Annotated in this window: 23 protein-coding genes; 7 read left to right on the forward strand and 16 right to left on the reverse strand. The window is 66.3% G+C overall.

The window, feature by feature from the left end:
- Positions 1–59 precede the first annotated feature (59 nt).
- Positions 60–980, forward strand: a complete 921-nt coding sequence (locus ACSQ3D_RS03635) for an SMP-30/gluconolactonase/LRE family protein (RefSeq protein ID WP_436125952.1) — start codon at positions 60–62, stop codon at positions 978–980.
- Here the strand turns inward: ACSQ3D_RS03635 and ACSQ3D_RS03640 are convergent.
- From ACSQ3D_RS03640 to pgi, 4 genes are all read right to left on the reverse strand, one after another.
- Positions 961–1,341, reverse strand: coding sequence for a T6SS amidase immunity protein Tai4 family protein (locus ACSQ3D_RS03640; RefSeq protein WP_156372211.1), 381 nt, complete (start codon positions 1,339–1,341; stop codon positions 961–963). The genes ACSQ3D_RS03635 and ACSQ3D_RS03640 overlap by 20 nt on opposite strands.
- Positions 1,338–1,808 (reverse strand): type VI secretion system amidase effector protein Tae4, encoded by a 471-nt coding sequence (locus ACSQ3D_RS03645; RefSeq protein ID WP_436125953.1) that lies wholly within the window; start codon positions 1,806–1,808, stop codon positions 1,338–1,340. The genes ACSQ3D_RS03640 and ACSQ3D_RS03645 overlap by 4 nt, the downstream gene beginning before the upstream one ends.
- A gap of 203 nt (positions 1,809–2,011) precedes the next feature.
- Complete coding sequence (locus tag ACSQ3D_RS03650; RefSeq protein ID WP_436125954.1) at positions 2,012–3,232, reverse strand: AGE family epimerase/isomerase; 1,221 nt, start codon at positions 3,230–3,232, stop codon at positions 2,012–2,014.
- A 251-nt stretch (positions 3,233–3,483) separates the two neighbouring features.
- Complete coding sequence (gene pgi / locus ACSQ3D_RS03655) at positions 3,484–5,046, reverse strand: glucose-6-phosphate isomerase (RefSeq protein ID WP_056415189.1); 1,563 nt, start codon at positions 5,044–5,046, stop codon at positions 3,484–3,486.
- A gap of 212 nt (positions 5,047–5,258) precedes the next feature.
- On the opposite strand from pgi, the gene zwf reads away from it, so the two are divergent.
- The 3 genes from zwf (at position 5,259) to ACSQ3D_RS03670 (ending at position 7,840) form a co-directional block, all read left to right on the forward strand.
- Positions 5,259–6,713: a glucose-6-phosphate dehydrogenase gene (gene zwf / locus ACSQ3D_RS03660; protein WP_436125955.1), complete on the forward strand. Its 1,455-nt coding sequence runs from the start codon at positions 5,259–5,261 to the stop codon at positions 6,711–6,713.
- Between the two features lie 78 nt (positions 6,714–6,791).
- Positions 6,792–7,256: a type II toxin-antitoxin system Phd/YefM family antitoxin gene (locus ACSQ3D_RS03665; protein WP_436125956.1), complete on the forward strand. Its 465-nt coding sequence runs from the start codon at positions 6,792–6,794 to the stop codon at positions 7,254–7,256.
- Positions 7,253–7,840 (forward strand): DUF6036 family nucleotidyltransferase, encoded by a 588-nt coding sequence (locus ACSQ3D_RS03670; RefSeq protein ID WP_436125957.1) that lies wholly within the window; start codon positions 7,253–7,255, stop codon positions 7,838–7,840. Before ACSQ3D_RS03665 ends, ACSQ3D_RS03670 begins: the two co-directional genes overlap by 4 nt.
- A gap of 44 nt (positions 7,841–7,884) precedes the next feature.
- Here ACSQ3D_RS03670 and gloA2 read toward each other — a convergent pair whose 3' ends face one another.
- The 7 genes from gloA2 to ACSQ3D_RS03705 form a co-directional block, all read right to left on the reverse strand.
- Complete coding sequence (gloA2, locus tag ACSQ3D_RS03675) at positions 7,885–8,337, reverse strand: SMU1112c/YaeR family gloxylase I-like metalloprotein (RefSeq protein WP_436125958.1); 453 nt, start codon at positions 8,335–8,337, stop codon at positions 7,885–7,887.
- Between the two features lie 2 nt (positions 8,338–8,339).
- Complete coding sequence (gene glk, locus ACSQ3D_RS03680; RefSeq protein ID WP_436125959.1) at positions 8,340–9,326, reverse strand: glucokinase; 987 nt, start codon at positions 9,324–9,326, stop codon at positions 8,340–8,342.
- 270 nt (positions 9,327–9,596) lie between these two features.
- Positions 9,597–10,661, reverse strand: a complete 1,065-nt coding sequence (locus ACSQ3D_RS03685) for an ABC transporter ATP-binding protein (protein ID WP_056173242.1) — start codon at positions 10,659–10,661, stop codon at positions 9,597–9,599.
- Positions 10,662–10,675: 14 nt separating this feature from the next.
- Positions 10,676–11,545, reverse strand: coding sequence for a carbohydrate ABC transporter permease (locus ACSQ3D_RS03690; RefSeq protein WP_056173240.1), 870 nt, complete (start codon positions 11,543–11,545; stop codon positions 10,676–10,678).
- Positions 11,535–12,416 carry a carbohydrate ABC transporter permease gene (locus ACSQ3D_RS03695; RefSeq protein ID WP_396503446.1) on the reverse strand — a complete coding sequence of 294 codons (882 nt, stop codon included), beginning with the start codon at positions 12,414–12,416 and terminating at the stop codon, positions 11,535–11,537. Before ACSQ3D_RS03695 ends, ACSQ3D_RS03690 begins: the two co-directional genes overlap by 11 nt.
- Before the next feature lie 300 nt (positions 12,417–12,716).
- On the reverse strand, positions 12,717–13,838 hold the full coding sequence (locus ACSQ3D_RS03700) for a carbohydrate porin (protein WP_056173234.1): 1,122 nt from the start codon (positions 13,836–13,838) through the stop codon (positions 12,717–12,719).
- 104 nt (positions 13,839–13,942) lie between these two features.
- Positions 13,943–15,193, reverse strand: coding sequence for an ABC transporter substrate-binding protein (locus tag ACSQ3D_RS03705; RefSeq protein ID WP_056415173.1), 1,251 nt, complete (start codon positions 15,191–15,193; stop codon positions 13,943–13,945).
- Between the two features lie 235 nt (positions 15,194–15,428).
- Here ACSQ3D_RS03705 and ACSQ3D_RS03710 point away from each other — a divergent pair, with 235 nt between their 5' ends.
- Positions 15,429–16,145, forward strand: coding sequence for a response regulator transcription factor (locus ACSQ3D_RS03710; protein ID WP_056415168.1), 717 nt, complete (start codon positions 15,429–15,431; stop codon positions 16,143–16,145).
- 51 nt (positions 16,146–16,196) lie between these two features.
- A complete protein-coding gene (locus ACSQ3D_RS03715) occupies positions 16,197–17,588 on the forward strand; it encodes a sensor histidine kinase (protein ID WP_436125960.1) in 1,392 nt (463 codons plus the stop codon).
- Positions 17,589–17,770: 182 nt separating this feature from the next.
- Here the strand turns inward: ACSQ3D_RS03715 and tal are convergent, their stop codons facing one another.
- The 4 genes from tal to ACSQ3D_RS03735 form a co-directional block, all read right to left on the reverse strand.
- On the reverse strand, positions 17,771–18,718 hold the full coding sequence (gene tal / locus ACSQ3D_RS03720) for a transaldolase (protein WP_436125961.1): 948 nt from the start codon (positions 18,716–18,718) through the stop codon (positions 17,771–17,773).
- Between the two features lie 28 nt (positions 18,719–18,746).
- Positions 18,747–19,811, reverse strand: coding sequence for an ABC transporter ATP-binding protein (locus ACSQ3D_RS03725; RefSeq protein WP_436125962.1), 1,065 nt, complete (start codon positions 19,809–19,811; stop codon positions 18,747–18,749).
- Between the two features lie 123 nt (positions 19,812–19,934).
- A complete protein-coding gene (locus ACSQ3D_RS03730) occupies positions 19,935–22,160 on the reverse strand; it encodes an ABC transporter permease (protein ID WP_436126177.1) in 2,226 nt (741 codons plus the stop codon).
- A gap of 15 nt (positions 22,161–22,175) precedes the next feature.
- A complete protein-coding gene (locus ACSQ3D_RS03735) occupies positions 22,176–23,201 on the reverse strand; it encodes an ABC transporter substrate-binding protein (protein ID WP_200912414.1) in 1,026 nt (341 codons plus the stop codon).
- A 279-nt stretch (positions 23,202–23,480) separates the two neighbouring features.
- Between ACSQ3D_RS03735 and ACSQ3D_RS03740 the strand changes: the two genes are divergently transcribed.
- On the forward strand, positions 23,481–24,326 hold the full coding sequence (locus tag ACSQ3D_RS03740) for a MurR/RpiR family transcriptional regulator (protein ID WP_056415159.1): 846 nt from the start codon (positions 23,481–23,483) through the stop codon (positions 24,324–24,326).
- Positions 24,327–24,376: 50 nt separating this feature from the next.
- On the opposite strand, the gene ACSQ3D_RS03745 is transcribed toward ACSQ3D_RS03740, so the two are convergent.
- Positions 24,377–24,865: a type III secretion system chaperone gene (locus ACSQ3D_RS03745; RefSeq protein ID WP_436125963.1), complete on the reverse strand. Its 489-nt coding sequence runs from the start codon at positions 24,863–24,865 to the stop codon at positions 24,377–24,379.
- Between the last annotated feature and the right edge of the window lie 44 nt (positions 24,866–24,909).

A 24,909-nucleotide genomic window follows, 5' to 3' on the forward strand; every position in this document is an offset into this window, starting at 1 on the left:
GTGCACAGGCCCTGTTCTGGGCCCTAGAATGTAACTCGATAACCACCGCACTTCAACCCATGACCCTTGAGCGCCTGCCCCTTCCGCCGTCCGAACTGGGCGAATCCCCTTTCTGGCAACCCGAGGAAAAATCCCTTTACTGGTGTGACATTCAGGGACACACGGTGAATGCCTGGAACCCTGCGAACGGAGAGCACCGCCAGTGGAAGACCCCGAGCGAGCCCGCATGCTGCGCGCCCTCGGCAGGCGGAAACATCGTAATCGGGTTACGGGACGGCTTCTACCAACTCGACACCGCCAGCGGCGACCTCACCCTGCTAGCCCTGTTGCCGCCGGACCAGCACGACACCCGGCACCTGCGCCTGAACGACGGCCGCTGCGATGCGGCAGGCCGCTTCTGGGCAGGCTCGATGATCACCCCCCGCACCGCGCCCGATGCGGCCCTGTGGTGCCTGTCGGCGGCTGCAGATGGCACCGGCTACACCGTGCGGCACATGGCCGGCGACAACTTCACCGCCAACGGCCTGGCCTTCAGCCCCGACAACCGCGTGATGTACTGGTCCAACACGCCCGAGCACCGCATCGACCGCTTTGACTTCGACCTGGCCACCGGTGCGATCACCCACCGCCGGCCCTGGGTGCATTTCGACCGCAAGGTGGACGGCCAGCCCTACGGAGGCCGGCCGGACGGCGCGGCCGTGGATGTGGAGGGCAACTACTGGGTAGCGATGTACGAAGGCGCCTGCGTGCTGCAGCTGTCTCCCAAAGGGGATGTACTGCAGCGCATCGCTGTGCCAGTGCAGTGTCCGACCATGGTGTGTTTTGGCGGGGAGGATCTGAGCACGCTGTACATCACGTCGGCGCGGGCCGGGAGGCCTGCGGAAGAACAGGAGGCTGAGGTGCCGGCGGGGTCGCTGTTCAGCGTGGCAGTTGATACGACTGGACTCGCTGTTCAGAAATTTACTGCTTCGACTTTTTGACTGTTGCCCTGGCGGTCAGTTGATCCAACTCTTTGCTGTGAAATAGATCAATGCATTTCATGGTCTTGAACTCAGAGGGCACTGACCCGCCATATTGGAGCGCAACATACTTGGCAACCAGTGCCCTGATCTGCTCATACACCACCAAATCTTGGTGGCCAAACTCCAGGTAGGCGCCAGCCGTTGACGCGGCGTCCTGCGCAGTGCGTTCATCTTGCGCCACCTGCGCCAGACAAATGCTGAGGGCCCAGTTCTTCAACAGTGTTTTCTGGGAATATTGACTCGTCTGCGCCAAAGGCCGTGCAGATGCCGGCGGCGTTATCCATGCTATCAGCGCAAGCGCAAGAAAAAGTGCTTTCATGACAAGATCCAGAGCAATCCAATATCAGGCACAAACGGACCATTGTCAGGGTCTGCCATCAAATGGCAACTATCAGAACATTTGACCCCATCCCACAGCGTGATATGCCCCACAGCATTGGCCCAGCCCTGCCCTTTGACGACGATGATGCCCTTCAGCCCGTGAAAGTCGGTCGTCTTGGGCGCCCGCACAGACTTGTCAGGTCTGCCAAAAGTCTTTTCCAAATAGGCCATCATCTCTGACACACGGTACAGATACTGCTGACCATCTGCACCGCTGACTGACTTGTATGACTGCCCCTTGGGGATGGGAAAGCCAGTCATATTCAGAACATAACTCATTCTGATGGCACAAGCATTTTGAAAGCCACCGAGCTTTGGATCAAGCTCAGTGTTTTGTAAACCATACCGCCAATCTTGCGCCCGACCTCCTTGACGGGAACACGAACCGTCATGAAAGCGCGCCATGCATGATTAAAACCCGGTCTTCTAGGGCGTGTCATTGCACTTAATCTTTAAGAATGCGCACTCTAGCAAACCACTGGCACAGGAGAAGAGAAAAAATCTTCAGATTTTCAAACTCAGCACTTTCGTCCAACTTCGGCCACAGAATTAATCGAAACCTTCATAATCAGAAGTGTTGAAAAATTAACTTTCACACTCCGGCACGGTTAACCGATCGCCAACAACACGTCATAAACCGCTCCCATGTTGTGATAGTCCACCTTCCCCGCGTTGCTCTTCTCGCGCGTGTGGTTGCGGTTGGCGCCGTCGAGGATGCGGAACCACGCGCCGTGCTCGTGGTCCACGAAGTGCTCCCAGCAGTAGTTCCAGATGCGGTCGTACCAGTCCCAGTACTGCGGCTCGCCGGTGCGCACGGCCAGCACCGCAGCGGCGGCCATGCTTTCGGCCTGAACCCAGTGGTACTTGCCGTCGTCGCAGATGCTGCCGTCCGGCGCCATGCCGTAGACGATGCCGCCATGCACGGCATCCCAGCCCTTGGCCAGGGCGTCGTCGAACAGGAATCGTGCGCAGGGCAGGTGCCAGTCGGCGGGCGCCAGGGCGTCCAGTTGCAGCAGCAGCTTGGCCCATTCGGTCTGGTGGCCGACCTGGTAGCCCCAGGGGCGGAAGATGTTGGTGCGGTCGTGGCGGTTGTACTCCCAGTCCACCGACCAGTCCGCCTGGTAGTGCTCCCACACCCAGCCTTCGGCGGCGGGGGCCGATGCGCGGTCCGACAAGGCCGCTTGCCGCTGGCAGATGCCTTGGGCAAGCTGCTCGGCGCGCTCGATATAGCGTTGCTCGCCCGTGGCGCGAAAGGCCGAGATCATCGCCTCGCAGGCGTGCATGTTGGCGTTCTGGCCGCGGTAACCGGTCAGCGCCCAGTCGGGCGAAGACTCGTCGGCATAGAGGCCTTGCGAGGGCTGCCAGAAGTGGCGCTCGGCCGTGTCGAAGGCCTCGGCCAGCCAGGCGCGCGCCTCGGGCACACCCGCCTCGAACGCGCGCGCGTACGCCAGCATCACGAAGGCCATGCCGTAGCAGTGCCGCGTGGCATCAAGCACGGTGGCGCGGCCATCGTGCCAGTCGATCAGCCATGCGTAGCCGCCCGTGGCAGGGTCCAGAAAAGCGTCGCGCACGAACTGCAGCGCGTGCCGCATGCCGGCCTGGTAGCGCGCCTCGCCCGTGGTGCGGTACAGCATGGCGTGCGTGACCACGAAGCGTGTGGCGCTGACGAGGTGGCGGGTGCGCGTGTCGTACACCGTGCCGTCGTCCAGGAAGAAGTGGTACAGGCCGCCGCTCGGGTCGGTCGCCACCGGGTCGTAGAACGCCATGGTGTCGCGCAGATGCTGGCGCAGAAAGGTGGGCGATCGGAAGTCCGGCAGGGGGGCAGTCATGGTGAAAATCTCCTGGACCGTTCGGGCTGAGCTCGTCGAAGCCTTGGCCCATCGCTTCGACACAGCGCGGCGTGAACGGATGTTTGTTTTGAGGGGTGGGGTTGCGTACTGGATGAAGCGCTGCGCGGGGCTTCGACAGGCTCAGCCTGAACGGGATGGGAATGGTCGGCAAATGGGCGGCCGTGGGAGGCAATGGGCGGCGATGGAACGAAGGCAGGGCGCGTGCGCCCTGCCCTGCCCTGCACTTCGGATCACATGCCGCTGCGCAGGCGGCCCAGCAACCCGGCGGTCGAGCCATCCAGCCCCGTGGTGTCGCCACTGGCCAGGCGCGCCTCCAGGTCCTTGGCCAGCACCTTGCCCAGCTCAACACCCCACTGGTCGAAGCTGTTGATGCCCCACAGGCTGCCGCTCACGAACACGCGGTGCTCCTGCAGCGCGATCAGCGCGCCCAGTGAAGCGGGGGTGAGCGCATCCAGCAGCAAGAAGGTGCTGGGGCGGTTGCCCGGAAAGTGCCGGTGGCCGTCCTCGCCCTCTTTGCCCACCATCAGCGCCTGGGCCTGCGCCAGGGCGTTGGCCAGCAGCTTTTCGTGGTGGCCCTTCAGGGGGTGCGTGGCCTGGCGCACGGCGATCAACTCCAGGGGCAACACGTCCGTGCCCTGGTGCAGCATCTGAAAGAACGCATGCTGGCCGTTGGTGCCCGGCTCGCCCCACAGCACGGGCGATGTGGCATAGGGCAGCGGCGTGCCATCGAGCGCCACGCGCTTGCCGTTGCTCTCCATCTCCAGTTGCTGCAGATAGGCGGGCACGCGGCGCAGCGCCGCATGGTAGGGCGCGATGCAGCGGCTGGTGAAGCCGTGGAAGTTGCGGTACCAGACGTCGAGCAGCCCCAGGCGCACCGGCAGGTTCTGCGCCAGCGGTGCGGTGCGAAAGTGTTCGTCCATGGCGTGCGCACCCGCCAGCAGGTCGCGAAAGCCTGCCGAGCCAATAGCTATGGCAATCGGCAAGCCGATGGCCGACCACAGCGAGTAGCGCCCGCCCACCCAGTCCCAGAAGCCGAACGTGGTGGTGATGCCCAGCGCCCGGGCGGCATCGACATTGGTGGTGAGCGCCGCGAAATGGCGCCCCACATCCTGCCCGCCCTGCGCCGCGAACCACGCCAGCGCCGAGCGGGCGTTGGTCATGGTCTCGGCGGTGGTGAAGGTCTTGGAGGCGATGAGGAACAGCGTGTTCTGCGGACGCAGCGACTGCAGCACGGTGTGCAGCTCGTGGCCGTCCACATTGGAGACGAAGTGCAGCCGCTTGCCCTGGGCGCGGAACTCTTCGAGCGCCAGCACCGCCATGTGCGGCCCCAGGTCCGAGCCGCCGATGCCGATGTTCACGATGTCTGTAATGGTGCTGTCGGCCCGCACCGTATCGGCATACGCCAGCATGGCATCGAGCGTGGCATGCACGTCCGCCAGATGGCCGGCGATGCTGCTGTCGTCCCCGGGCAGTGCCAGGCCCGCAGGGCGGCGCAGCAGCGTGTGCAGCACGGCGCGGCCTTCGGTGCTGTTGATGGGCTGGCCGCTGAACATCGCGTCGCGGTGCTGCGTGAGGCCGGTGGCCCGGGCCATGTCCAGCAACAGGGCTTCGGTGGCGCTGTCCCACAGGTTCTTGGACAGGTCGGCGAACACATGCGGGGCCTGCTGGCTGAAGCGGCCGAACCGCTGCGCATCGTCGGCGAAAGCCTGCCGAAGGTCCAGCTGGTGCCCGTGGGTGGAATAGGCAGCCTGCAACTGAGGCCACTGCGGTGTCTGGTCGCAACGGAGGGACATGGTGGAATTCACGAGAGGTAAAAGAACACGCGGCGAGATAGTAACTTGATTACCTAATTTGTTCGATACCTTTTGGCAGTCGAACTGTCATAAATCGTTCTACGGCCTTTGCACCTACACATTTCGATGTAACGTGATTACAATTTCGAGCCTGCACATGGCCCTCAGCAGGACTGCGTGCACACCACCCACACCACTGATACGGAGACCCCATGAGTTTTGACCTCGTCCTGTTTGGAGGCACCGGCGATCTGGCCTGGCGCAAGCTCATGCCCGCGCTCTTTCAGGCGTTTCGCCACGGGACCTTGCCCGAGGGGGGCCGCATCATTGCGGTGGCGCGCGACGAGCTGAGCGACGAACAATACCGCAGCCTGATCCAGTCCCGCTTTGACAGCGTGGACCTGGCCAAGCGCCCCACCCCGGACGAGTTCGAGCGCTTCGGCGCGCTGCTGCACTACCTGCGCATGGACCTGTCGCAAACGCAGGACTACGCCCGCCTGGCCGGCGTGCTGCAGGAACGCGGCGCCGACACGGTGGTGATGTACGTGGCCACGGCCCCCAGCCTGTTCACCAACGTGTGCGAGCAGATCGCCGCCGTCGGCCTGAACGGCCCCAGCACCCGCGTGGTGCTGGAAAAGCCGCTGGGCCACGACCTGAAATCGAACCGAGCCATCAACGACACGCTGCGCCGCGTGCTTAAGGAAGAGCAGGTCTTTCGCATCGACCACTACCTGGGCAAGCCGTCGGTGCAGAACCTGTTTGCGATGCGCTTTGGCAACGCGCTGTTCGAGCCCCTGTGGCGCCGCGAGCACATCGCCAACATCCAGATCACCATCGCCGAAGAGCTGGGCGTGGAAACGCGCGGCGCCTTCTACGACCAGACCGGCGCATTGCGCGACATGGTGCAGAACCACGCGCTGCAGCTGCTGTGCGCCATCGGCATGGAGCCGCCCATCAACTCCAGCGCCAACGCGATCCGCGACGAGAAGCTCAAGGTGCTGCAGTCGCTCAAGCCCTGGAGCATGGAAACCATCGGCCAGCACGTGATCCGCGGCCAGTACGCCGCAGGCAAGACACACGGGCACAACGTGCCGGGCTACCTGCAGGAAAAGGGCGTGGCCGGCAGCAGCACCACCGAGACCTTCGTCGCGCTGCGCACCGAGATCTCCAACTGGCGCTGGGCGGGCGTGCCGTTCTACATCCGCACCGGCAAGCGGCTGGCGGGGCGCGACGCGCACATCGTCGTCAACTTCCGCCCCGTGCCACACCCCATCTTCAAGATGCCCACCGGCGCGGTGAACCGCCTGGTGATCAACCTGCAGCCCAAGGACGGCCTGGAGCTGCACCTGCTGGCCCAGGGTGCCCCCCAGAACCAGACCGAGCCCGCGCTGTCGCAGGTGGCGCTGAACCTGGACTTCGACCAGCGCTTCGGCACCGAGCGCGTGGGCGCCTACGAGCGCCTGCTGCTCGATGTGATCGCCGGTCGCCTGAACCTCTTCGTGCGCAGCGACGAGCAGGAAGAAGCCTGGCGCTGGGTGGAGCCCATCCTGCAGCACTGGAGGAACGACCCCGCGGGCCCGCGCCCGTACGCGCCAGGCAGTTGGGGCCCCAGCGCTGCCAGCGCGATGATCGCGCGCGATGGGCATTGCTGGAGTGAGGAAATGTGATAACGGTGGGGGCGCCAAAAACCCGGATATTTCATTTTGTCCATTTCTTTATAAAATGGACAAAATTGGAGCGCCACCATGCAGCAAATTTCTGCCACCGACGCCAAGCAGTCTTTCGGCCATCTCCTTGAGGCCGCCGAACGTGGCCCTGTGGCCATCGAAAAGCATGGCAAGGTCAAGGCCATCATGGCTGCGCCGGAATACTTCTCTTCAGTTGACAAACGGCAAGCAGCGGTGTCCGAACGCAAGATGGCACGGCTGGCCCAGACCCTGCGCGAGAACGAGCGCCTGATCAGGCACCAACAGCTGGCCGTCGACCTGGCAACACTGCCCCCCGCGCAGGGCCGGCAACTGGTGAAAAAAGCAATGGCCGTCGTGGAGCAATGGCGCACGCACCAGCTTTGCAGCAGCGACTACATCGACCGGTGGCAGGCCCTGTTGGAGCTGCCCTTGCCAAAGTTGGCCCAGGCCATGGTGTCTGACGCCGATAGCTGGGGGCCCGCGCTGCGCCAGAACTCACCCTGGCCGGGGCTCGCGCCATGAACCTCGACCAGGTGGTCGTGGCCCTGCAGTGCGCCCGAGAGCTCAGCGGACATTCCGACTACGTCGTCATCGGAAGCCTGTCCGTACTCGGGGTGGAAGATGGGGTTCGCATTCCTGAAGCAATGTCGATGTCCATCGACATCGACTGCTACACCAAGGCAGACCCTGGCCGCATCTTCGACCTGGGGCCCATGCTGGGCGAGGAGTCGCCTTTTCGCATGGAGCACGGCTACTACCTGGACCCGGTCTCGCCCACCTTGCCGAGCCTGCCCGACGGTTGGGAGGCACGAATGCTCTGCGTGCACCGTGATGGGCTGCGCATCTGGTTCCTGGACCCCAACGACGCAGCCGTGTCCAAGTACGCCCGCAGCGAGCCCAGGGACCTCCGGTGGGCCCGCGCCGGGATTGCCTGTGGTTTGGTTTCGTTGCCCGTCGTCAGAAGCCGGCTGCGAAGCACCACGTTCCTGGACGAAGAGGAAGAGCGCGTGGTTCGCAAGCAAGTGGAAGAAGACTCGGAATGGTTCGAGAAGACCACTGCTGCAGCGCGGGCCGAGTTGGCTGCGACCTCATCGAAACCGAAGTGACCTGACCATTGATCGCTCGCCGAGCGCAGCGGGCGTGGAGAGGCTCAATCTCCGCGTCCAGCCGGCCCCACCAGTTCGATCGGCAACCCATCCGGGTCCGCAATGAATGTGAAGGGTACGCCCGTGAACGGGTCGGTGCGCACCGGCTCCGCGGCCACACCGTGCAAGGCCAGCACCTTAAGGCTGGCATCGAGGTCCGCTACCCGAAGCGCCAGATGGCGCAAACCGCAGGCCTCCGGGTACGAAGCGCGCGCTGGCGGGTGGTGAAAGGAGAACAGCTCGATCTGCGTGCCATCGGGCAGCTGCAGGTCGAGCTTGTGCGACTGGCGCTCGGCGCGGAACACCTCGTTCACCACCTGCAGGCCGAGCACCTCGGTGTAGAAGCGGCGCGAGCGGGCGTAGTCGCTCGCGATGATCGCCACGTGGTGGATGCCGCCCAGTTGCAGTGCAGGCAGCGCAGCCTGCGAGGGTGGCGCAGGCGGATCACTGCCGCCCACCGTCACCCTTCGGAGCCCGCGATATCGAGTGCGCGCGATGCGCCGTACAGCGCGGGCGTGGCGCTGGGGTCGATGATCCAGCAGGGGATGTCTGCAAGATACGACTTGAAGCGCCCCTTGGCCTCGAAGCGTGCGCGGAACGAGGATTGGTCGAACCACTCGCCCAGGCGCGGCACCATGCCGCCGCCCAGGTACACGCCGCCGCGGGCGCCCAGCGTCAGGGCCAGGTTGCCGGCCACGCTGCCCAGGAAGCCGCAGAACAAGTCCAGCGCCTCCAGCGCCAGGGCATCCTGGGACTGCAGCGCCAGTTCCGTCACCTGCGCGGCGGAGCTCACCTCTTTGCCGCCGCGCTGCGCGAGGCGGCGCACCGCGTGGTACAGGTCCACCAGACCCGCGCCGCACACGGCGCGCTCGGCGGACACGTGGCCGTAGCGCTCCTGCAGGATGGCCAGCACGTCGAATTCGCGCTGCGTCTGCGCGGCCAGCGTGACGTGCCCGCCCTCGCCCGACAGCGGTACGCCCGCGCTGGAGCCTGGCGGGAAGACCAGACCCGACACTCCGAGCCCCGTGCCGGGCCCCACGAGCGCAATGGCACTGCCGGGCACCGCCTGGCCGCCGCCCACCTGGCGCAGCAGGTCGGGCGTGAGCAGCGGCAGCGCCAGCGCCAACGCCGTGAAGTCGTTGATGACCACCAGCCGCTCGAAGCCGAACGCGTCGCGCACCGCGCGCTGCGAGAAGCTCCAGCTGTGGTTGGTCATGCGGATGGCGTCGCCCGTCACCGGGTTGGCAATGCCGAAGGCGGCCTCGCGCGGCGTGGGCACGCCCACTTCCTTCAGGTATGCCGACAGCGCGGCATCGACGGTGGGGAACTGCGCGCAGGGCAGCACGCGGGTGTCGTTGAGCGGGCCGGTGGGCGAGTCCTGCCAGGCCAGGCGGATGTTGGTGCCGCCGATGTCGGCGAGAAGGCGCTGCGGGTGCGTGGAGTGCATGGGCTTGAAGAAAAATGTTCTGCAGCTATGAAAAATATAGCTGCTTGCGCTTGATGGACGAGCGGTACAGGCAGTTTTTACCTGAAATACAAAGCCCCGCAAAGACCTAAGTCTCCGTCCGAAACATCCTGGACGTTTTGATGCGCGCAGCGAGCGCGGTCGTGGACCGGTGCCGCCCGGGCATCGGGTGCGCCCCCTGCCCTCGTCGGAAGCGGTCGCGAGAGCGAGGCTACAGCAGCGCCGCCAATCCCAGGGCGCTGTCGCTACACCTCAGCCCAGCCGCTCTTCGGTCTTCGCGTCGAACCAGTGCGCGTTGGCCGGCGCCACGGTCAGGCCCACATGGTCGCCGGGCTGCACGCGCGTTTGCGCATCGGTGCGCAGCGTGACGTTGCCAGCGGCGGTATCGACCATCACATAGGTGTCCGGCCCGGTGGGCTCGACCACGCTCACCTGGCCACGCCAGGGCGCGTCGTCCTGCATCTGCAGGTGCTCGGGCCGCACGCCCAGCAGCATCTCGGGCACGGACCGGGGCGGTGCCAGGCTCAGCGACGCGCCCTCGATGCCGAACTGCCCGGCCGGCTGCACGCCGCCGCGCAGCAGGTTCATGGTGGGCGAGCCGATGAAGGTCGCCACGTACGTGTTGGCCGGGCGGTTGTAGATCTCGTCGGGGGTGCCCAGCTGCTGCACCACGCCGCCCTTCATCACCGCGATGCGCGAGCCCAGGGTCATGGCCTCGACCTGGTCGTGCGTCACGTACACGCTGGTGATGCCGCTGGCCTGGTGCAGGCGCTTGATCTCGGCGCGCATCTCCACGCGCAGCTTGGCGTCCAGGTTGGACAGCGGCTCGTCGAACAAGAAGAGCTGCGGCTGGCGCGCCAGCGCCCGGCCCATGGCCACGCGCTGGCGCTGGCCGCCCGACAGCTGGCTGGGCCGGCGGTCGAGCAGGTGGGTGATCTGCAGCATGGCGGCGACTTCGTCGATGCGCTTTTGCCGCTCGGGCTTGGGCATCTTGCGCATCTCCAGCGCAAAGCCGATGTTGTCCGCCACGGACAGCGTGGGGTAGAGCGCGTAGCTCTGGAACACCATGGCGATGTCGCGGTCGCGCGGGGGCATGCCCACCACGTTCTTGTCGGCGATGCGGATCTCGCCCTCGGTGGGCTCATCCAGGCCCGCAATGATGTTGAGCAGCGTGGATTTGCCGCAGCCCGAGGGGCCGACCAGGATCAAAAATTCGCCCGGTGCCACGTGGATGTCCACCTTGCGCAGCACCTCCACGCTCTTGTCGCCCTTGCCAAAGCGTTTGTTGATGCCTGCGATGTCGAGTGATGACGCCATTTTCTTGATTACCCTTAACCCTTGACTGCGCCGGCCGTCAGGCCGCGCACGAAGAACTTGCCTGCGAGAACGTAGATCACCATGGTGGGCAGGCCCGCGATGATGGCGGCGGCCATGTCCACGTTGTAGGCCTTCACGCTGGAGCTGGTGTTGGCCAGGTTGTTCAGGCCCACGGTCACCGGCTTGGAGTCGGTGCCCGAGAACACCACGCCGAACAGGAAGTCGTTCCAGATGTTGGTGAACTGCCAGATCAGCGTGACCATCACGATGGGCGTGGACAGCGGCAGCACGATGCGCCAGAAGATCTGGAAGAAGCTGGCGCCATCCATGCGCGCCGCATTCACCAGCTCTTTCGGGATGGCCGCGTAGTAGTTGCGAAAGAACAGCGTGGTGCCCGCCAGGCCCGCCAGGCAGTGCACCATCACCAGGCCGGTGATGGAGCTGGACAGCCCCAGCCAGCCGAGCACCTGGCTCATCGGCAGCAGCACCACCTGGAAGGGCATGAACACGCCGAACAGCAGCAGGCCGAACAGCGTGTCGCTGCCGCGAAACTTCCACAGGCTGAGCACATAACCGTTGAGCGCGCCCCACACGGTCGATATCAGCACCGCCGGCACGGCCATGGCCACCGAGTTCATGAAGAACGGGCGCAGTCCGTTGCAGTCCACACCGGTGCAGGCGCTGGACCACGCCGTGCCCCAGGCCGACCAGTTCAGCGCGGCGGGCAGGGCCAGCAGCGACGTGCTGCGGATCTCCTCCGCATCCTTGAACGAGGTGACGAGCATCGCGTACAGCGGCAGCAGGAAAAAGGCGGTGGCCAGGGCCAGCACCGCGTAGACCAGAAAGCGGCCCACGGACGGGAGCAAAGAGGGCTTAGCGGTCATGGGGCTTGGTCCGCAGTTCGCTGTAGAGATAGGGGATGACCAGGGCCGCCACGGTGGCCAGCATCATGGTCGCGCTGGCTGCGCCCAGGCCGATCTGGCCGCGCGAGAACGACATGGTGTACATGAAGGTCGCAGGCACGTCGGTGGCAAATCCCGGCCCGCCGGCCGTGAGCGCCATCACCAGGTCGAAGCTCTTGATCGCCAGGTGCGACAGCACCATGAGCGTGGAGAAGAACACGGGCCGCAGCGCGGGTAGCACGATGCGCCAGTAGATGCGCGGCAGCGATGCGCCATCGACCTGCGCGGCCTTGATGATGCTGTCGTCGATGCCGCGCAGCCCCGCCAGGAACAGCGCCATCGCAAAGCCCGCGCTCTGCCAGATGCCGGCGATCACCACGCAGTAGATGGCCATGTCGGTGTCGACCAGCCAGCCGAATTCGAAGTTGGGAAAGCCCCAGTCGCGCACCATCTTTTCGATGCCCAGGCCGGGGTTCAGCAGCCACTTCCACGCCGTGCCCGTGACGACGAACGACAGCGCCATGGGGTACAGGTAGATGGTGCGCAGCGCGCCTTCGGCACGGATCTTCTGGTCCAGCAGCACGGCCAGCACCACACCGATGGCGAGCGACCCGCCGACGTAGCCCACGCCGAAGATGCCCAGGTTTTTGAGGGCCACCCACCAGCGGTCCATCTCCCACAGGCGCTCGTACTGCGCCAGGCCCGCCCACTCGTAGTTGGGCAGCATGCGGGACACGGTCAGGCTCAATACGCCGTTCCACACCATCAGGCCGTAGATGAAAGCGAAGCCCAGCACAAAAGCCGGTGTCACGACCAGCTTGGGCAACCAGGTCTCCAACGAATTCTTGGTCATCGCCGGGCCACCCCCGAATGAAAAGCCACGGCCTTGCGATCAGCGGCCCGCGCAGGGGCAAAGGCCAGGACAAGGGCGAAGCGTGGGAGCCATCTTGGACGGCTGCGAAAAATGTGTGGCATGTGCCTGCAATATGAAAAAAGGGGGGGCACGCACAGAGTGCCCCCCAACCGAACAAAGTAACCTCTGACTAACTCGCTAACTCACTTACTCACTTCACCATTCCATGCCCGGGCCGCCGGGCGGCGCTGCCAAGGCGCAAGCCTTGGCAGCACGCCCTGCCGCCCGGTGTGGAATTGCTTACCACCAGACCTCGTACTGCACGCCCACCAGCGTGCGCGAGGTCTTGCCGTTGGCGCCGAACGTGGCGGCATTCGCCACGGCCGCTGCCTGGTTCCAGTTGGCCTTGGTCACATACAGGCGCAGTTCAGGGCGTGACCAGAAGTCTTCCGACAGCGCCAGGGCGCCGGCCAGCGTGACCTTGGACAGGCGCTGGTCAGGGCCCGTGTTGCCCTTGCGGGTCGTGGTCGACAGCTCGGCCAGCATCTTGAAGTTCTGCGTGAAGGCGTACGAACCCCGGCCGCCCAGCGAGAAGTCCTTGGTCTCGACGCCGGTCAGGTCGGCCTTGTTGGTCTGGTAGCCAATGAGGGCCTGGCCGCCGAAGGGGCCGCTTTGCCAGTTGATGGAGTCGGCGATCCGCGTGGAGCGGCGGCCGGCGCGGGTGCCGTCGATGGACTCGAACTCGCCATCGATGCGGGCATGGCCGCGGGACGTCTGCAGGTACAGCGTGTTGCTGATGCTGGGCAGCAGGAATTCCTTTTGCGTGTGCATCAGCGACACGCCCGAGCCCGAGCCGCCGCCGACCTGGTTCTTGCCGCCCACGGCCGTGAGCAGCACGCGCAGCTTGCCGCCAGGGTTGGTGTTGATCTCGGACAGGTCGGCGTTGATGCGGTGCGCCTTCACGTCGTTGGGCAGGTTGCCGTCGAACTTGTCGCCCGAGAACACGCCCACGCCCAGCTTCATGCCGCCGATCGGCACGTCGGTCACGCCCGCGCCGACGTTGTCACCGTAGTTGAGCAGGAAGTAGTCGACGATGTGCACGTCCTGGATACGCAGGCGGCGCTGGCCGGCCCAGAACTTGGCTTCGGGCGAGAACGAGAAGCCGCTCATTTCCACGAAGGCCTGCTCGGTGCTGATGTCGCCGCTGCCCCACTTGGCGGGCATGTAGTTGATCTTCCACTTGATGCCGTTGGTCTCGAAGCCCTTGGCGAAGTTGACTTCGATGCCGTTGTCGCCTTCGTTGCCCAGGCGGTATTTCTGCAGCTCGCCGCCGAGCGTCAGGTTGCCCTTGACGCCGTCGGAGTGGTTGAACACCGGGCCGCCCCGCGAGTAACCGTTGAATTCGAAGCCGGCAACATCCATTGCCATGGCACTACTCATCGCGCATGCGGCGGCCAAAGCCACCGCCGTCAGGCGGTTTCTTTTCATCATGATGGGATCCCTCTGGGGTTTGGTTTACTTCGGACTTACTTGGTCTTCGCGGCGGCCGCGATCTTCTTCACCGCATCGGCAACGCTCACCTTGTCGTCGTTCCAGAACTGGCTGACGACGTCCTTGATGGCACCTTCGGTCGCGGGCGCGATCGCCATGCCGTGCGCCACGCTGGGCAGCAGGCTGCCGCTCTTGGCGGTGTCGATGAAGTCCTTGGCCGAGGCCTTGGCGCAGTCGTCGAACTTGTCCATCTTCTGGCCGGCGCGCACCGGGATGGAACCCTTGTTCAGGTTGAACACTTCCTGGAACTCGGGGCTCATGATGGAGCTGGCCAGGTCGCTCTGCGCCTTCTGGGCGGCGGCGTCCTTGAGCTTGAACAGGATGAAGGAGTCCACGTTGAAGGTGTAGGCCGTGGTGGTGCCCGGTGCGGCGGCGCACAGGAAGTCCTTGCCCGGCACCTTGTTGGCCGCCAGGAACTCGCCCTTGGCCCAGTCACCCATCAGCTGGAAGCCCGCCTTGCCCTGGATCAGCATGGCCGTGGCCAGGTTCCAGTCGCGGCCGGGGGCGCCGGCGTCGGTGTACGACTTGATGCGGCGGAAGGTCTCGAGCGACTTCTTCATCGTGTCGCTGTTGATGGCCTTGTCGTCGAGCTTGACCAGGGCGTCCTGGTAGAACTTGGCGCCACCCACACCCAGCACCACCGATTCGAAGGTGGTGAAGTCCTGCCAGTTCTGGCCGCCGTGGGCCACGGGCACGAGGCCTGCGGCCTTGAGCTTGTCGGCGGCGGCGAAGAACTCGTCCCAGGTCTTGGGCATGGCGGCCACGCCGGCCTTCTTCAGGGCTTCGGAGCTGCCCCACATCCAGTTGACGCGGTGCACGTTGACCGGGGCGGCCACGTAGGCGCCCTTGTACTTCATGACGTCGGCGACCACCTTGGGCAGCAGCTCGTCCCACTTCTCGGCCTTGGCCAGTGCATCCATGTTGGCCAGCACGCCTTCGGACGCCCATTCCTGGATCGCCGGACCCTTGGTCTGCGCGGCAGACGGTGGGTTGCCCGAGATCACGCGGCTCTTGAGCACGGTCATGGCGCTGTCGCCACCGCCACCGGCCACGGCAAAGTCGCGCCACGTGTGGCCCTTGGCCTGCATGATCTTCTTGAGTTCGGCGACCGACTTGGCCTCGCCACCCGAAGTCCAGTAATGCAGAACCTCGACCTCCCCCGCGCTGGCGGACATCGCTGCCGCCAGGCCCACCGCCACTGCGGCGATCTTCGTCATCTTCCACATACCCTTGTCTCCTCGATGTTTGAATCCGTTTACGCGCCACATACCGGTGACGTTCAGCGCAGTCGGTACTTTAATTACAATAATTAATGAACATATCAGGGCTTTCCCGGGTTGTTGGTTACATGCCAGTCTCCTAGCCCGGTTATCGAATTACAACGTCGGCTGGGCTCAGCCATGGGCTGGGTGCAGGCTCTGCATCCACCGCAGGCGGGATGCTTTGCTATGCTCACAGACCATGCCCACCCTACTGATCGTTGAAGACGATGCCCTGCTGCTCGACGCCCTCACCGGGCAGCTCAAACAGCTTGAATACGATGTCTGCACGGCGTGCAGTGTGGCGCAGGCCACCGCGCTTTTGCAGACCCAGGCGGTGGACGGGATCATCCTGGACCTGGGCCTGCCCGGCGCCGACGGCATGGAGCTGCTGACCTGGGTCCGCGGCCACATCGCCGGCCTGCCGGTGCTGATTCTCACCGCCCGCGACGGCATCGACGACCGGGTGGCGGGCCTTAACGCAGGGGCCGACGACTACATCACCAAGCCCTTCAACATGCAGGAGCTGCAGGCCCGCCTGCAGGCCATGCTGCGCCGCGCGCGGCAGCCCGCGTTCACGCAGCCCAGCAGCGCCTCGGGCGGGCCCAGCACCACCATCGGCGCGCTGCTGCTGGACCATGCCAGCCAGGCGGCCACGCTCGACGGCACGCCGCTGGAACTCACGCAGCGCGAGTGGGAACTGCTGGAACTGCTGGTCAACCGCTGCGGCGAAGTCGTCACGCGCGACGACGTGCTGGCCGCCTGGCGCGCAGGCCCGCCGGAGCCCGGCCAGTCGGCACCGCCACTGGCCTCCAACGCGCTGGAGGTGTATGTGCACCGCCTGCGCAAGAAGCTCGACGACACCAGCCTGACCATCCGCAACATCCGCGGCCTGGGCTACATGCTCGAAAAGCCATGACCCCTTCCTTGGGCGGCTGCACCGCCCCCTGCCGAACGGCGGAGCGCTGACATGCGGCCCGTCCACGGCGTTTCGCTGCAGCGCAAGCTGCTGCTGTGGCTGCTGCTGCCGCAGCTGGTGCTGTGGCTGTCGGGCGGCTTTCTGGCCTGGCGCGTGGCGCTGCAAAACGGCGAGAAGGGCATCGACCAGACGCTGACGCAGTCGGTGCGGGCGCTGGCGCGGCAGATCAAGCCCATCGGCGACGGGCTGCTGGTGGACTTCCCGAAGGCGGCGCAGGACATCCTGGAGCAGGACCCGGCCGACCGCATCACCTACATGGTCTCGTCCCCGCCCGGGCGCTTTCTGCTGGGCAACGCGCAGCTGCCCTCGCCGCCGCCCGTGGACGTGCGCGTGGGCGAACCGTACCTGTACCAAGCCCGCGTGGACGACAAGCCCGTGCGCGTGGCCCTGCTCGATGTGGACTACGGCACGCCCCAGACCCGCCAGACCCTGCGCGTGCAGGTGGCGCAGAGCCTGACGGTGCGCGAGCGCATCGCGCAGGAGCTGCTCGAACAAATGCTGCTGCCCATGGGCCTGATGGGCCTGGCGCTGAGCGCCGTGGTCTACGCCGGCGTGCTGCGCGGGCTGCAGCCGTTAAAGCGCCTGGAGGCGCAGATCGAGAAAGCGGGCGCGCGCAAGCACAACACGGCCGACCCGCTGCCGCCCATCGAGCTCACGTCCGCGCCGCAAGAAGTGCACTCCCTGGCCAGCACCATCAACGGCCTGCTGGAGACCGTGGCGCGCGGGCAGCGCAAGGAAAAGCGCTTCTTGAACGACGCCGCGCACCAGCTGCGCACGCCCCTGGCCGGCCTGATCGGCCAGACCGAGCTGGCCCTGCACGAAAGCCACGAGCCCGCCGTGCAGGAGCGGCTGCAGAAGGTGCTGGCCGCCGCCCAGCGCAGCGCCCACCTGGTGCACCAGCTGCTGCAGCTGGCGCGCTCCGAATCGAACGTGGAGATGCAGGCGGTGGACATCGCCGCGCTGGCCCGCGAGGTGGCGCGTGAATGGGCCGCGCGCGCGCTGGCGCAGGGCATGGACCTGGGCTACGAGGGCGACGACTACCTGACCGTACAGGGCCACCCGCTGCTGCTGCGCGAGGCGCTGAACAACCTGATCGACAACGCGCTGCACTACGCCGGCGCGGGCGCCACGGTCACCGTGCGCGTGAATGCAACGCCGGACCGCTGGGCCACGCTGCTGGTGGAAGACGACGGCCCGGGCGTACCGGCGGGCAACCTGCCGGACCTGTTCGCGCGCTTTTGGCGCGGCTCGGACAAGCCCGGCGGCTGCGGCCTGGGGCTGTCCATCGTGGAAGAAATTGCGCTGCGCCACGGCGGCCAGGCCGTGGCCGAGAACGTGGCGCCGCACGGGTTGCGCGTGGGGCTGCGGCTGCGGGCGGGCTGAGCGTTGGCGCGTCGGCGCCTTCGCACGTCAATGGGTGCCCGCGTCGGGGCGCGGCGGATCAGCGGTGCGCAGTCTTCACACGCCACCTGAATTCGCTCAAATCCACATAAAAAAAGCTGCTACCGCTTGATAGACAAGCGCTAGCAGCTATGTTTTTTATAGCAAGCTGCTTGAGCAGCCTCTCACGCAGCCTGAATGAGCTTGTCCAGCTTGACCGCGTCCGCCGCGAACGCGCGGATGCCTTCCGCCAGCTTTTCGGTGGCCATGGCGTCTTCGTTCAACGCAAAGCGAAAGCCCGCTTCGTCGTAGCTCACGGCAGCCAGGTCCAGGGTCTTGGCGGCCTGGGCGTCCAGCGCGGGCTGCAGCGGCGCGTCGCTGGCGGCCAGTTGGGCCAGCAGCTCGGGGGCGATGGTCAGCAGGTCGCAGCCGGCCAGCGCCGTGATCTGGCCCACGTTGCGAAAGCTCGCGCCCATGACCTCGGTGGCAATGCCAAAGCGCTTGTAGTGGTTGTAGATCTGCGTGACGGACTGCACGCCCGGGTCGTTGGCACCGGCGCGTGCGGCTTCGTCCCACTGGGCGCCGGCCTGCTTCTTGTACCAGTCGTAGATGCGGCCGACGAAGGGCGAGATCAACTGCACCTTGGCCTCGCCGCAGGCCACGGCCTGCGCGAACGAGAACAGCAGCGTGAGGTTGGTGTAGATGCCCTTGCGCTCCAGCTGCTCGGCGGCCTTGATGCCTTCCCACGTGGCGGCGATCTTGATGAGCACGCGGTCGATGTGGATGCCTTCGGCCTGGTACAGCTCGATGATGCGCTCGGCACGGGCGACGGTGGCGCTGGTGTCGAAGCTCAGGCGGGCATCCACTTCGGTGGACACGCGCCCGGGGATGCTCGCGAGGATCTCGCGGCCAAAGCGCACCAGCAGGCGGTCGATGATCTCGTCCATGGCGCGGCCGCGGAACTGGGCCACGGTGTCCTGCAGCAGCGGCGCGTACTCGGGCTTTTGCACGGCCTTGAGGATCAGCGACGGGTTGGTGGTGGCATCCTGGGGCTGGAACTGCGCCAGTTGCTTGAAGTCGCCGGTGTCGGCAACCACGGTGGTGAACTGTTTGAGGGCGTCGAGTTGGTTCATGGCGTCATTATTGAACATCAGCGTCCGCTCAGTCGGTACTACCAACCACCGATACCCCGTGCACGCCCAGGCCGAGACGCACGTCCTCGCCCGGCGTGAGCACGTCGCTCAGGTCCGACGACACGACGAAGATGGGCCCCAGCTCTGTGGCAAAGGTGTATTCGTGCACCGCGCCCAGGTACGCGGCCTTCTCCAGCCGCGCGGGCATCAGCCCCTCGCCCTGGCGCTCGATGCGCCATGCCTCGGGCCGCACCGCGACCTTGACCGCGCCCTGCTGCTGGCAGGCCCGCGGGCGGATCGTGAGCGGCCCCACGGTCACCGTGCCGTCGGCGCGGGCCGTGGCGGGGAACAGCATGGCCTCGCCCATGAAGCCGGCGACGAATTCGCTGCCGGGGGTTTCGTACAGCGCGCGGGGCGATCCCTGCTGGGCGAGCAGGCCCTGGTTCATCACGATGATCTGGTCGCTGACCGCCATGGCCTCGCTCTGGTCGTGCGTGACGTAGGCCACGGTGAGCGACAGGCGCTGCTGCAGCGCGCGGATCTCCTCGCGCATCTCGCGGCGCAGGCGGGCGTCGAGGTTGGACAGCGGCTCGTCGAACAGCAGCACCTCGGGCTCCAGCACCAGCGCGCGGGCCAGCGCCACGCGCTGCTGCTGCCCGCCAGACAGCTCGCTGGGCAGGCGATCGTCATAGCCCACCAGGCCCACGCCGCGCAGTGCCTCGACCGCCTTGACGCGCGCCACCTCGTCACGCTGGCCGGACATGCGCAGGCCGTACATCACGTTCTCTGCCACGTTCATGTGCGGGAACAGCGCATAGCTCTGGAACATCATGCTCACGTTGCGCTGCGCCGGGCCGAGTGTGGTCACGTTCTTGCCGCCGATGAAGATCTCGCCGGAGGTGGGCGACTCCAGCCCCGCGATCATGCGCAAGGTGGTCGTCTTTCCGCAGCCCGACGGGCCCAGGATGGTGGCCAGCGTGCCGCGCGGCACCTCGAAGCTGATGCCCTTGACGGCCAGGCCCGACGAGGCGTCGCGGCCATAGCGCTTGGTGATGTTGCGGAACACGATGCCCGCATCTTCGATGTTGTTCATGGTTGTATTTTCAATGGACGATGACGCGAATTGACGGGCGTGGCGCATGCGCGGGACGCCGAGCAAGGGCCGCCCCGCAGCGAGGGCGTCGTCCCCCTCGAGGGGGAAGGCGCCGAAGGCGACTCAGGGGGTGCTTCCTCGTCGGCCCAGCTTGCGCTCACCCACCAGCAGCTGGATCAGGCCGATGGAGGCCGACATCAGCACGATGAGCACCGTGCAGTACGCCAGCGCCACGCCGTAGTCGCCGTTGCCCACGCGGCCGATGATGTAGGTGGTGGCCAGCTCGTTCTCGGCGGTGACGAGGAAGATCACCGCGCTCACCGTGGTGATGGCCCGCACGAAGCTGTAGACCAGCGCGGCCACCAGCGCCGGCTTGAGCAGCGGCAGCACCACGTGGCGCAGCGTCTGCACGCTGCCGGCCCGCAGCATGACCGAGGCCTCGTCCAGCGACCGGTCGAGCTGCTTGAACGCCGCCGTGCCTGCGCGCACCCCCACCGGCAGATTGCGGAACATGAAGCACAGCACGATGATGAGCGCGGTGCCCGTTAGCTCGAACGGCGGCACGTTGAACGCCAGGATGTAGCTCACGCCCAGCACGGTGCCGGGGATGGCAAAGGCCAGCAGGGCAGCGAACTCGAAGGCGCCCTGCCCCCGGAATTCGGTGCGCGCCAGCAGCCACGCGATGCCGATGCCCAGCGTGGCCGTGAGTGGCGCCGAGATGGCCGCGAGCTTGAGCGTGGTGAACAGCGAGCTCCAGGCGGTGCCGGCCCACACGACGCCGAACTCGCCCCACTCCATGCTGAACGCGGTGCGAAAGTGCGCCAGCGTGATGGTGTAGTCGCGGCCCCAGGTCTGCACGAAGCCGCCGGCCAGCGCAAACAGGTACACGATGAGCGTGAATGCCATCCACGGCAGCGCGATGGAATGCACCACGCGGCGCACGCCGGTGGGCAGCGGCATGGCGATGCCCGCGTCGCCCTTGCCCGACACCGTGGTGAAGTTCTGCTTGCCCAGCAGCCCGCGCTGGATGGCGAACACCGTGAGCGCAAAGAACGTGAGGATCCACGCCAGCGACGCGGCGCGCCCCTGGTCGTACTGCGCACCCACGATGGCGAAAAAGATCTCGGTGGACAGCACCGAGAACTGCCCGCCCACCACGATGGGGTTGCCGAAGTCGGCCATGCTCTCGATGAAACCCACCAGGAACGCGTTGGCCAGGCCCGGCTTGAGCAGCGGCAGCGTCACGCTCATGAAGGTCTTGTGGGGGCTGGCGCGCAGCGTCTGCGCGGCTTCCTCCAGGCTGGGCGCCACGCCCTGCACCACGCCGCGCATGATCATGAAGGCGATGGGCGTGAACGCAAATGTCTGCGCCACCCACACGCCGAACCAGCCGTAGAACCAGCGCGAGGGCGTGATGCCGAACGCGTATTCCAGGAACTGGTTGAACACGCCCGCACGGCCGAACAGCAGGATCAGGCCCAGGCCCACCACGAAAGGCGGCGTGATGATGGGCAGCAGCGCCACGATGTTCAGCGGGCGTGCATAGCGGCGCGAGGCGCGCTCGGCCATCAGCGCCATGAAGGTGCCCAGCAGCGTGGTGCTGGTGGCGGTCATCAGCCCGAGGAACAGCGTGTTCCATGCCACGCCGCAACGCTGGCCGCCGCTGACACACGACAGGCCGAAGTTGCGCTCGTGCGCAATGCGCTCCCACAGAACGCCCAGCGAGAACGGGCCGTCTTCCAGGAAGAACGCCGCCGACAGCGCCTTGAGCACCGGGAACACGATGAACAGTGCCAGCAGGCTGCCGCACGCCAGCACGGCGGCTGCGACGAACAGATCGCCCTTGAAGAAACCGCGCCGCGCCACGCCGAAGGCCGTCAGCACCAGCAGCGCCGAGAGCACCACGAACCCGCCCCAGCCGATGCCCGGCTGCCGCGCGCCCAACTCGCCCAGCATCTGGTTCAACCAGTCGAAGGCCCAGCCCCGCCCGCCGATGGCAAAGCCGCTGAGCAGCAGCGCCAGCAGGCCCACCGCCCCGCCGACTGCCAGCACCGCGCCCTGCCGGCGGCCTGCAGGCAGGACGGCGCCTGCGGCCGCGATGGCCAGCCCCACCAGGCCCAGCCACAGCCAGGGGCGCCCCAGCAGCGCGGCCTGCATGAGCCCGTTGCCCGCCTGCTCGCTGCTGAAGACCTGGCCGATGGCCAGAAGGCCGTTGGAGTCCTGCTGGGCATACCAGGGGAAGGCCAGGTAGCCCAGCACGCCGATGGCCAGCCACACCCACAGGGGGCGGTTGACCGAGGCGCGGGTTGCAGGAGATCGTGAAATTGCGCTGTTCGCCGCCGCGGTCACCGACACCACCAGTCCTTAGCGCGCAGCGTTCTGCACGTCCTTTTCCCAGCGCGCGATCAGGCGGCGGCGCTCGGTGCTGGCGCCGTACTTGGCGTAGTCGTAGTTGATGAGCTTCATCTTGGCCGGGTCCGTCATGCGCGGGTCCTTGGGCACCTGGGTGTTGCTGGGCAGCTGGAACTGCTTGGCCGCCAGGCCGAACTGCTGGCCGCCGGGCGTGAGCGCCCATTCGTAGAACTTCTTGGCCGCCTCGGCGTTGGGGCTGTTCTTGACGATGCTCATGGAGCCGACTTCGGCACCGGTGCCTTCGGATGGCGTGATCGACGCCACGGGGAAGCCGTTGACGGCCTCGGTGGTCACGTCGTGCACGAAGCTCACGGAGATGGTGGTCTCGCCGCGCGCCGCCGCCTTGACCGGGGCCGTGCCCGAGCGCGTGTAGGTGCTGACGTTGGGGTGCAGCGCCTTCAGGTATTCGAACGCCTTTTCCTCGCCCATGATCTGCACCAGCGTGGCGATCATGGTGTAGGCCGTGCCGCTCGACGCGGGGTTGGCCATCTGCACCTCGCCCTTGAACTCGGGCTTGAGCAGGTCGGCCCACGACTGCGGCGGGTTGAGCTTGCGCTTGGCCAGCAGCTCCTTGTTGTAGCCGAAGCCCAGCGGGCCCAGGTAAACGCCCACGGTGCGGTACTTGGAGTCGGCGGCCTGCTTTTGCGCCCAGGGGTACAGCTGCGCGAGCTGCGGCGACTTGTATTCGAGCGTGAGGCCCTGCTCCGCGGCCTGCAGGTGCGGGTCGCCCGTGCCGCCGAACCAGATGTCGGTCTTGGGGTTGGCCTTCTCGGCGTTGAGCTGGGCCAGCGCTTCGCCCGAGCCCTTGGCCGTCATGTTGACCTTGGTGCCGGTGGTCTTGGCGTACACGGTGGACATCAGGTTGCACCACTCGGCCTGCACGGAACAGATGATGTTGACCTGGCCCTGGGCCCAGCTGCCGCAGGCGGCGGTCGTCAGAGCCGCACCGGCCAGTAGTTTCAGCAGAGGTTTGCGCATGGAAGGCTCCTTGGTATCGGAATTACAGAATGAAAGGATGCTATCGCCCGTCCCCCACAGGGGCCAGGGGGGAAGCCCGCAACCCCGCTGCAAGCATGATGAAAGGGAGGAATCACCCGGGTCCGGAATGTTGGGAACCAAGTTACATTAGGCGAACAACGCCCCCGCGCCGCCCGCCAGCGCGGCGCACACCGAGCCCCCATGACAGCCCTGCCCCGCCCATCGTCGATGCACCGTGAGCCGCCCGGCGCCGGCCTGGGCTGACACACACCTACCGACATGCTCGAACGCATCACCGCATCCCTCCCCTCGTTGGCGCCCGCCGAACAGCGCGTGGGCCGGCTGGTGCTGACCGACCCCCGCACGTTTGCGCGGCTGCCGGTGCGCGAGCTGGCCGAGCGGGCCCACGTGAGCAAGCCCACCGTGGTGCGGTTTTGCCGCAGCATGGGCTATGACGGGCTGGCGGATTTCAAGCTCAAGCTCGCAGGCAGCGTGAGCGAGGGCGTGCCCTTCATCCACCGCAGCGTGGATGCGGACGACAAGACCGGCGACGTGCTGGTGAAGGTAGTGGACAACGCCGTGGCCGCCTTTTTGCAGTACCGCAATGCGGCCAGCACCGTGGCCCTGGAGCGCGCTGCCGAAGCCATTGCCGCGACCTGGAAGACCGGCAAGCGCATCGAGTTCTACGGCGTGGGCAACTCCGGCATCGTGGCGCAGGACGCGCAGCACAAGTTCTTTCGCCTGGGCGTGACGTCGATTGCCACGAGCGACGGCCACATGCAGGTGATGAGCGCCACCCTGCTCGGGCCCGGCGACTGCGCAGTGATCATCTCCAACTCGGGCCGTACGCGCGACCTGATGGACGCGGCCGATATCGCGCGCCGCAACGGCGCCACCACCATCGTCATCACCGCCAGCGGCTCTCCGCTGGCCAGCACCTGCCAGATCCACCTGGCGGCCGACCACCCCGAGGGCTACGACCGCTACAGCCCCATGGTGTCGCGGCTCATGCACCTGCTCATCATCGACGTGCTGGCCACCTGCGTGGCCCTGCGCATCGGCAGCCCGCTGCAGCCCATCCTGCAGCAGATGAAAGACAACCTGCGAGCCAAGCGGTACGCCTGATCCCTGATCCGCGCGCGGCGCAGGCCGTGCCCGGACCCGGGGCCCCTGCCTCAGGCGCGCAGGAAGCCGCCCATCGGCACGCCCATCATCGCGCCGGGGGCCGGGCCTGCGCCCGCCGGCGACGCCGAGGGTCCGGCGCTGGCACCCGACAGCAGCAGCTTCTTCCAGTCCTCGGCCGCCGCCACGAAGCGCTCCACCAGCCGCACGAATGCGGGGCCGCCGGTCTCCTGAACATCGACGGTACGGCACAGCACGACCTCCCGTGTCTGGCAGTCCACGGCCAGCGTGGCGCCGGCGGTTGCGGAGCCAAACAGGTTGGCCTCCAGCAATCGCTGGTACAGCGCCTCGCGCCCCTCGGCCGGCAGCGGCCCGAGCACGCTGTAGACCTGCAGCACGCCGGCGTCATCGTCGCGCTCGAAGTCGATGGCCAGGCGGGTGTCGAACACCAGGCGGGCGCAGCCCTGCGCATCGAAACGCAGGGGTTGCGACAGACCTGCGGTCTGGCCCAGGTCGAGAAGAAGTTGGTCGGCGGTGGACATGGAGGGATCGATTCAACAAAAGGATGGGGGAAACAGCCGGGGGA

Source organism: Acidovorax sp. LjRoot117 (assembly GCF_964252695.1).
Lineage (GTDB): Bacteria > Pseudomonadota > Gammaproteobacteria > Burkholderiales > Burkholderiaceae_C > Acidovorax.

Excerpts from the sequence above, each read along its gene's own strand:
- ACSQ3D_RS03635 (WP_436125952.1), top strand. The coding sequence starts at position 60 with ATGACCCTTGAGCGCCTGCCCCTTCCGCCGTCCGAACTGGGCGAATCC.
- ACSQ3D_RS03640 (WP_156372211.1), bottom strand. The coding sequence starts at position 1,341 with ATGAAAGCACTTTTTCTTGCGCTTGCGCTGATAGCATGGATAACGCCG.
- ACSQ3D_RS03645 (WP_436125953.1), bottom strand. The coding sequence starts at position 1,808 with ATGGCGCGCTTTCATGACGGTTCGTGTTCCCGTCAAGGAGGTCGGGCG.
- ACSQ3D_RS03650 (WP_436125954.1), bottom strand. The coding sequence starts at position 3,232 with ATGACTGCCCCCCTGCCGGACTTCCGATCGCCCACCTTTCTGCGCCAG.
- pgi (WP_056415189.1), bottom strand. The coding sequence starts at position 5,046 with ATGTCCCTCCGTTGCGACCAGACACCGCAGTGGCCTCAGTTGCAGGCT.
- zwf (WP_436125955.1), top strand. The coding sequence starts at position 5,259 with ATGAGTTTTGACCTCGTCCTGTTTGGAGGCACCGGCGATCTGGCCTGG.
- ACSQ3D_RS03665 (WP_436125956.1), top strand. The coding sequence starts at position 6,792 with ATGCAGCAAATTTCTGCCACCGACGCCAAGCAGTCTTTCGGCCATCTC.
- ACSQ3D_RS03670 (WP_436125957.1), top strand. The coding sequence starts at position 7,253 with ATGAACCTCGACCAGGTGGTCGTGGCCCTGCAGTGCGCCCGAGAGCTC.
- glk (WP_436125959.1), bottom strand. The coding sequence starts at position 9,326 with ATGCACTCCACGCACCCGCAGCGCCTTCTCGCCGACATCGGCGGCACC.
- ACSQ3D_RS03685 (WP_056173242.1), bottom strand. The coding sequence starts at position 10,661 with ATGGCGTCATCACTCGACATCGCAGGCATCAACAAACGCTTTGGCAAG.
- ACSQ3D_RS03690 (WP_056173240.1), bottom strand. The coding sequence starts at position 11,545 with ATGACCGCTAAGCCCTCTTTGCTCCCGTCCGTGGGCCGCTTTCTGGTC.
- ACSQ3D_RS03695 (WP_396503446.1), bottom strand. The coding sequence starts at position 12,416 with ATGACCAAGAATTCGTTGGAGACCTGGTTGCCCAAGCTGGTCGTGACA.
- ACSQ3D_RS03700 (WP_056173234.1), bottom strand. The coding sequence starts at position 13,838 with ATGGATGTTGCCGGCTTCGAATTCAACGGTTACTCGCGGGGCGGCCCG.
- ACSQ3D_RS03705 (WP_056415173.1), bottom strand. The coding sequence starts at position 15,193 with ATGTGGAAGATGACGAAGATCGCCGCAGTGGCGGTGGGCCTGGCGGCA.
- ACSQ3D_RS03710 (WP_056415168.1), top strand. The coding sequence starts at position 15,429 with ATGCCCACCCTACTGATCGTTGAAGACGATGCCCTGCTGCTCGACGCC.
- ACSQ3D_RS03715 (WP_436125960.1), top strand. The coding sequence starts at position 16,197 with ATGCGGCCCGTCCACGGCGTTTCGCTGCAGCGCAAGCTGCTGCTGTGG.
- tal (WP_436125961.1), bottom strand. The coding sequence starts at position 18,718 with ATGAACCAACTCGACGCCCTCAAACAGTTCACCACCGTGGTTGCCGAC.
- ACSQ3D_RS03725 (WP_436125962.1), bottom strand. The coding sequence starts at position 19,811 with ATGAACAACATCGAAGATGCGGGCATCGTGTTCCGCAACATCACCAAG.
- ACSQ3D_RS03735 (WP_200912414.1), bottom strand. The coding sequence starts at position 23,201 with ATGCGCAAACCTCTGCTGAAACTACTGGCCGGTGCGGCTCTGACGACC.
- ACSQ3D_RS03740 (WP_056415159.1), top strand. The coding sequence starts at position 23,481 with ATGCTCGAACGCATCACCGCATCCCTCCCCTCGTTGGCGCCCGCCGAA.
- ACSQ3D_RS03745 (WP_436125963.1), bottom strand. The coding sequence starts at position 24,865 with ATGTCCACCGCCGACCAACTTCTTCTCGACCTGGGCCAGACCGCAGGT.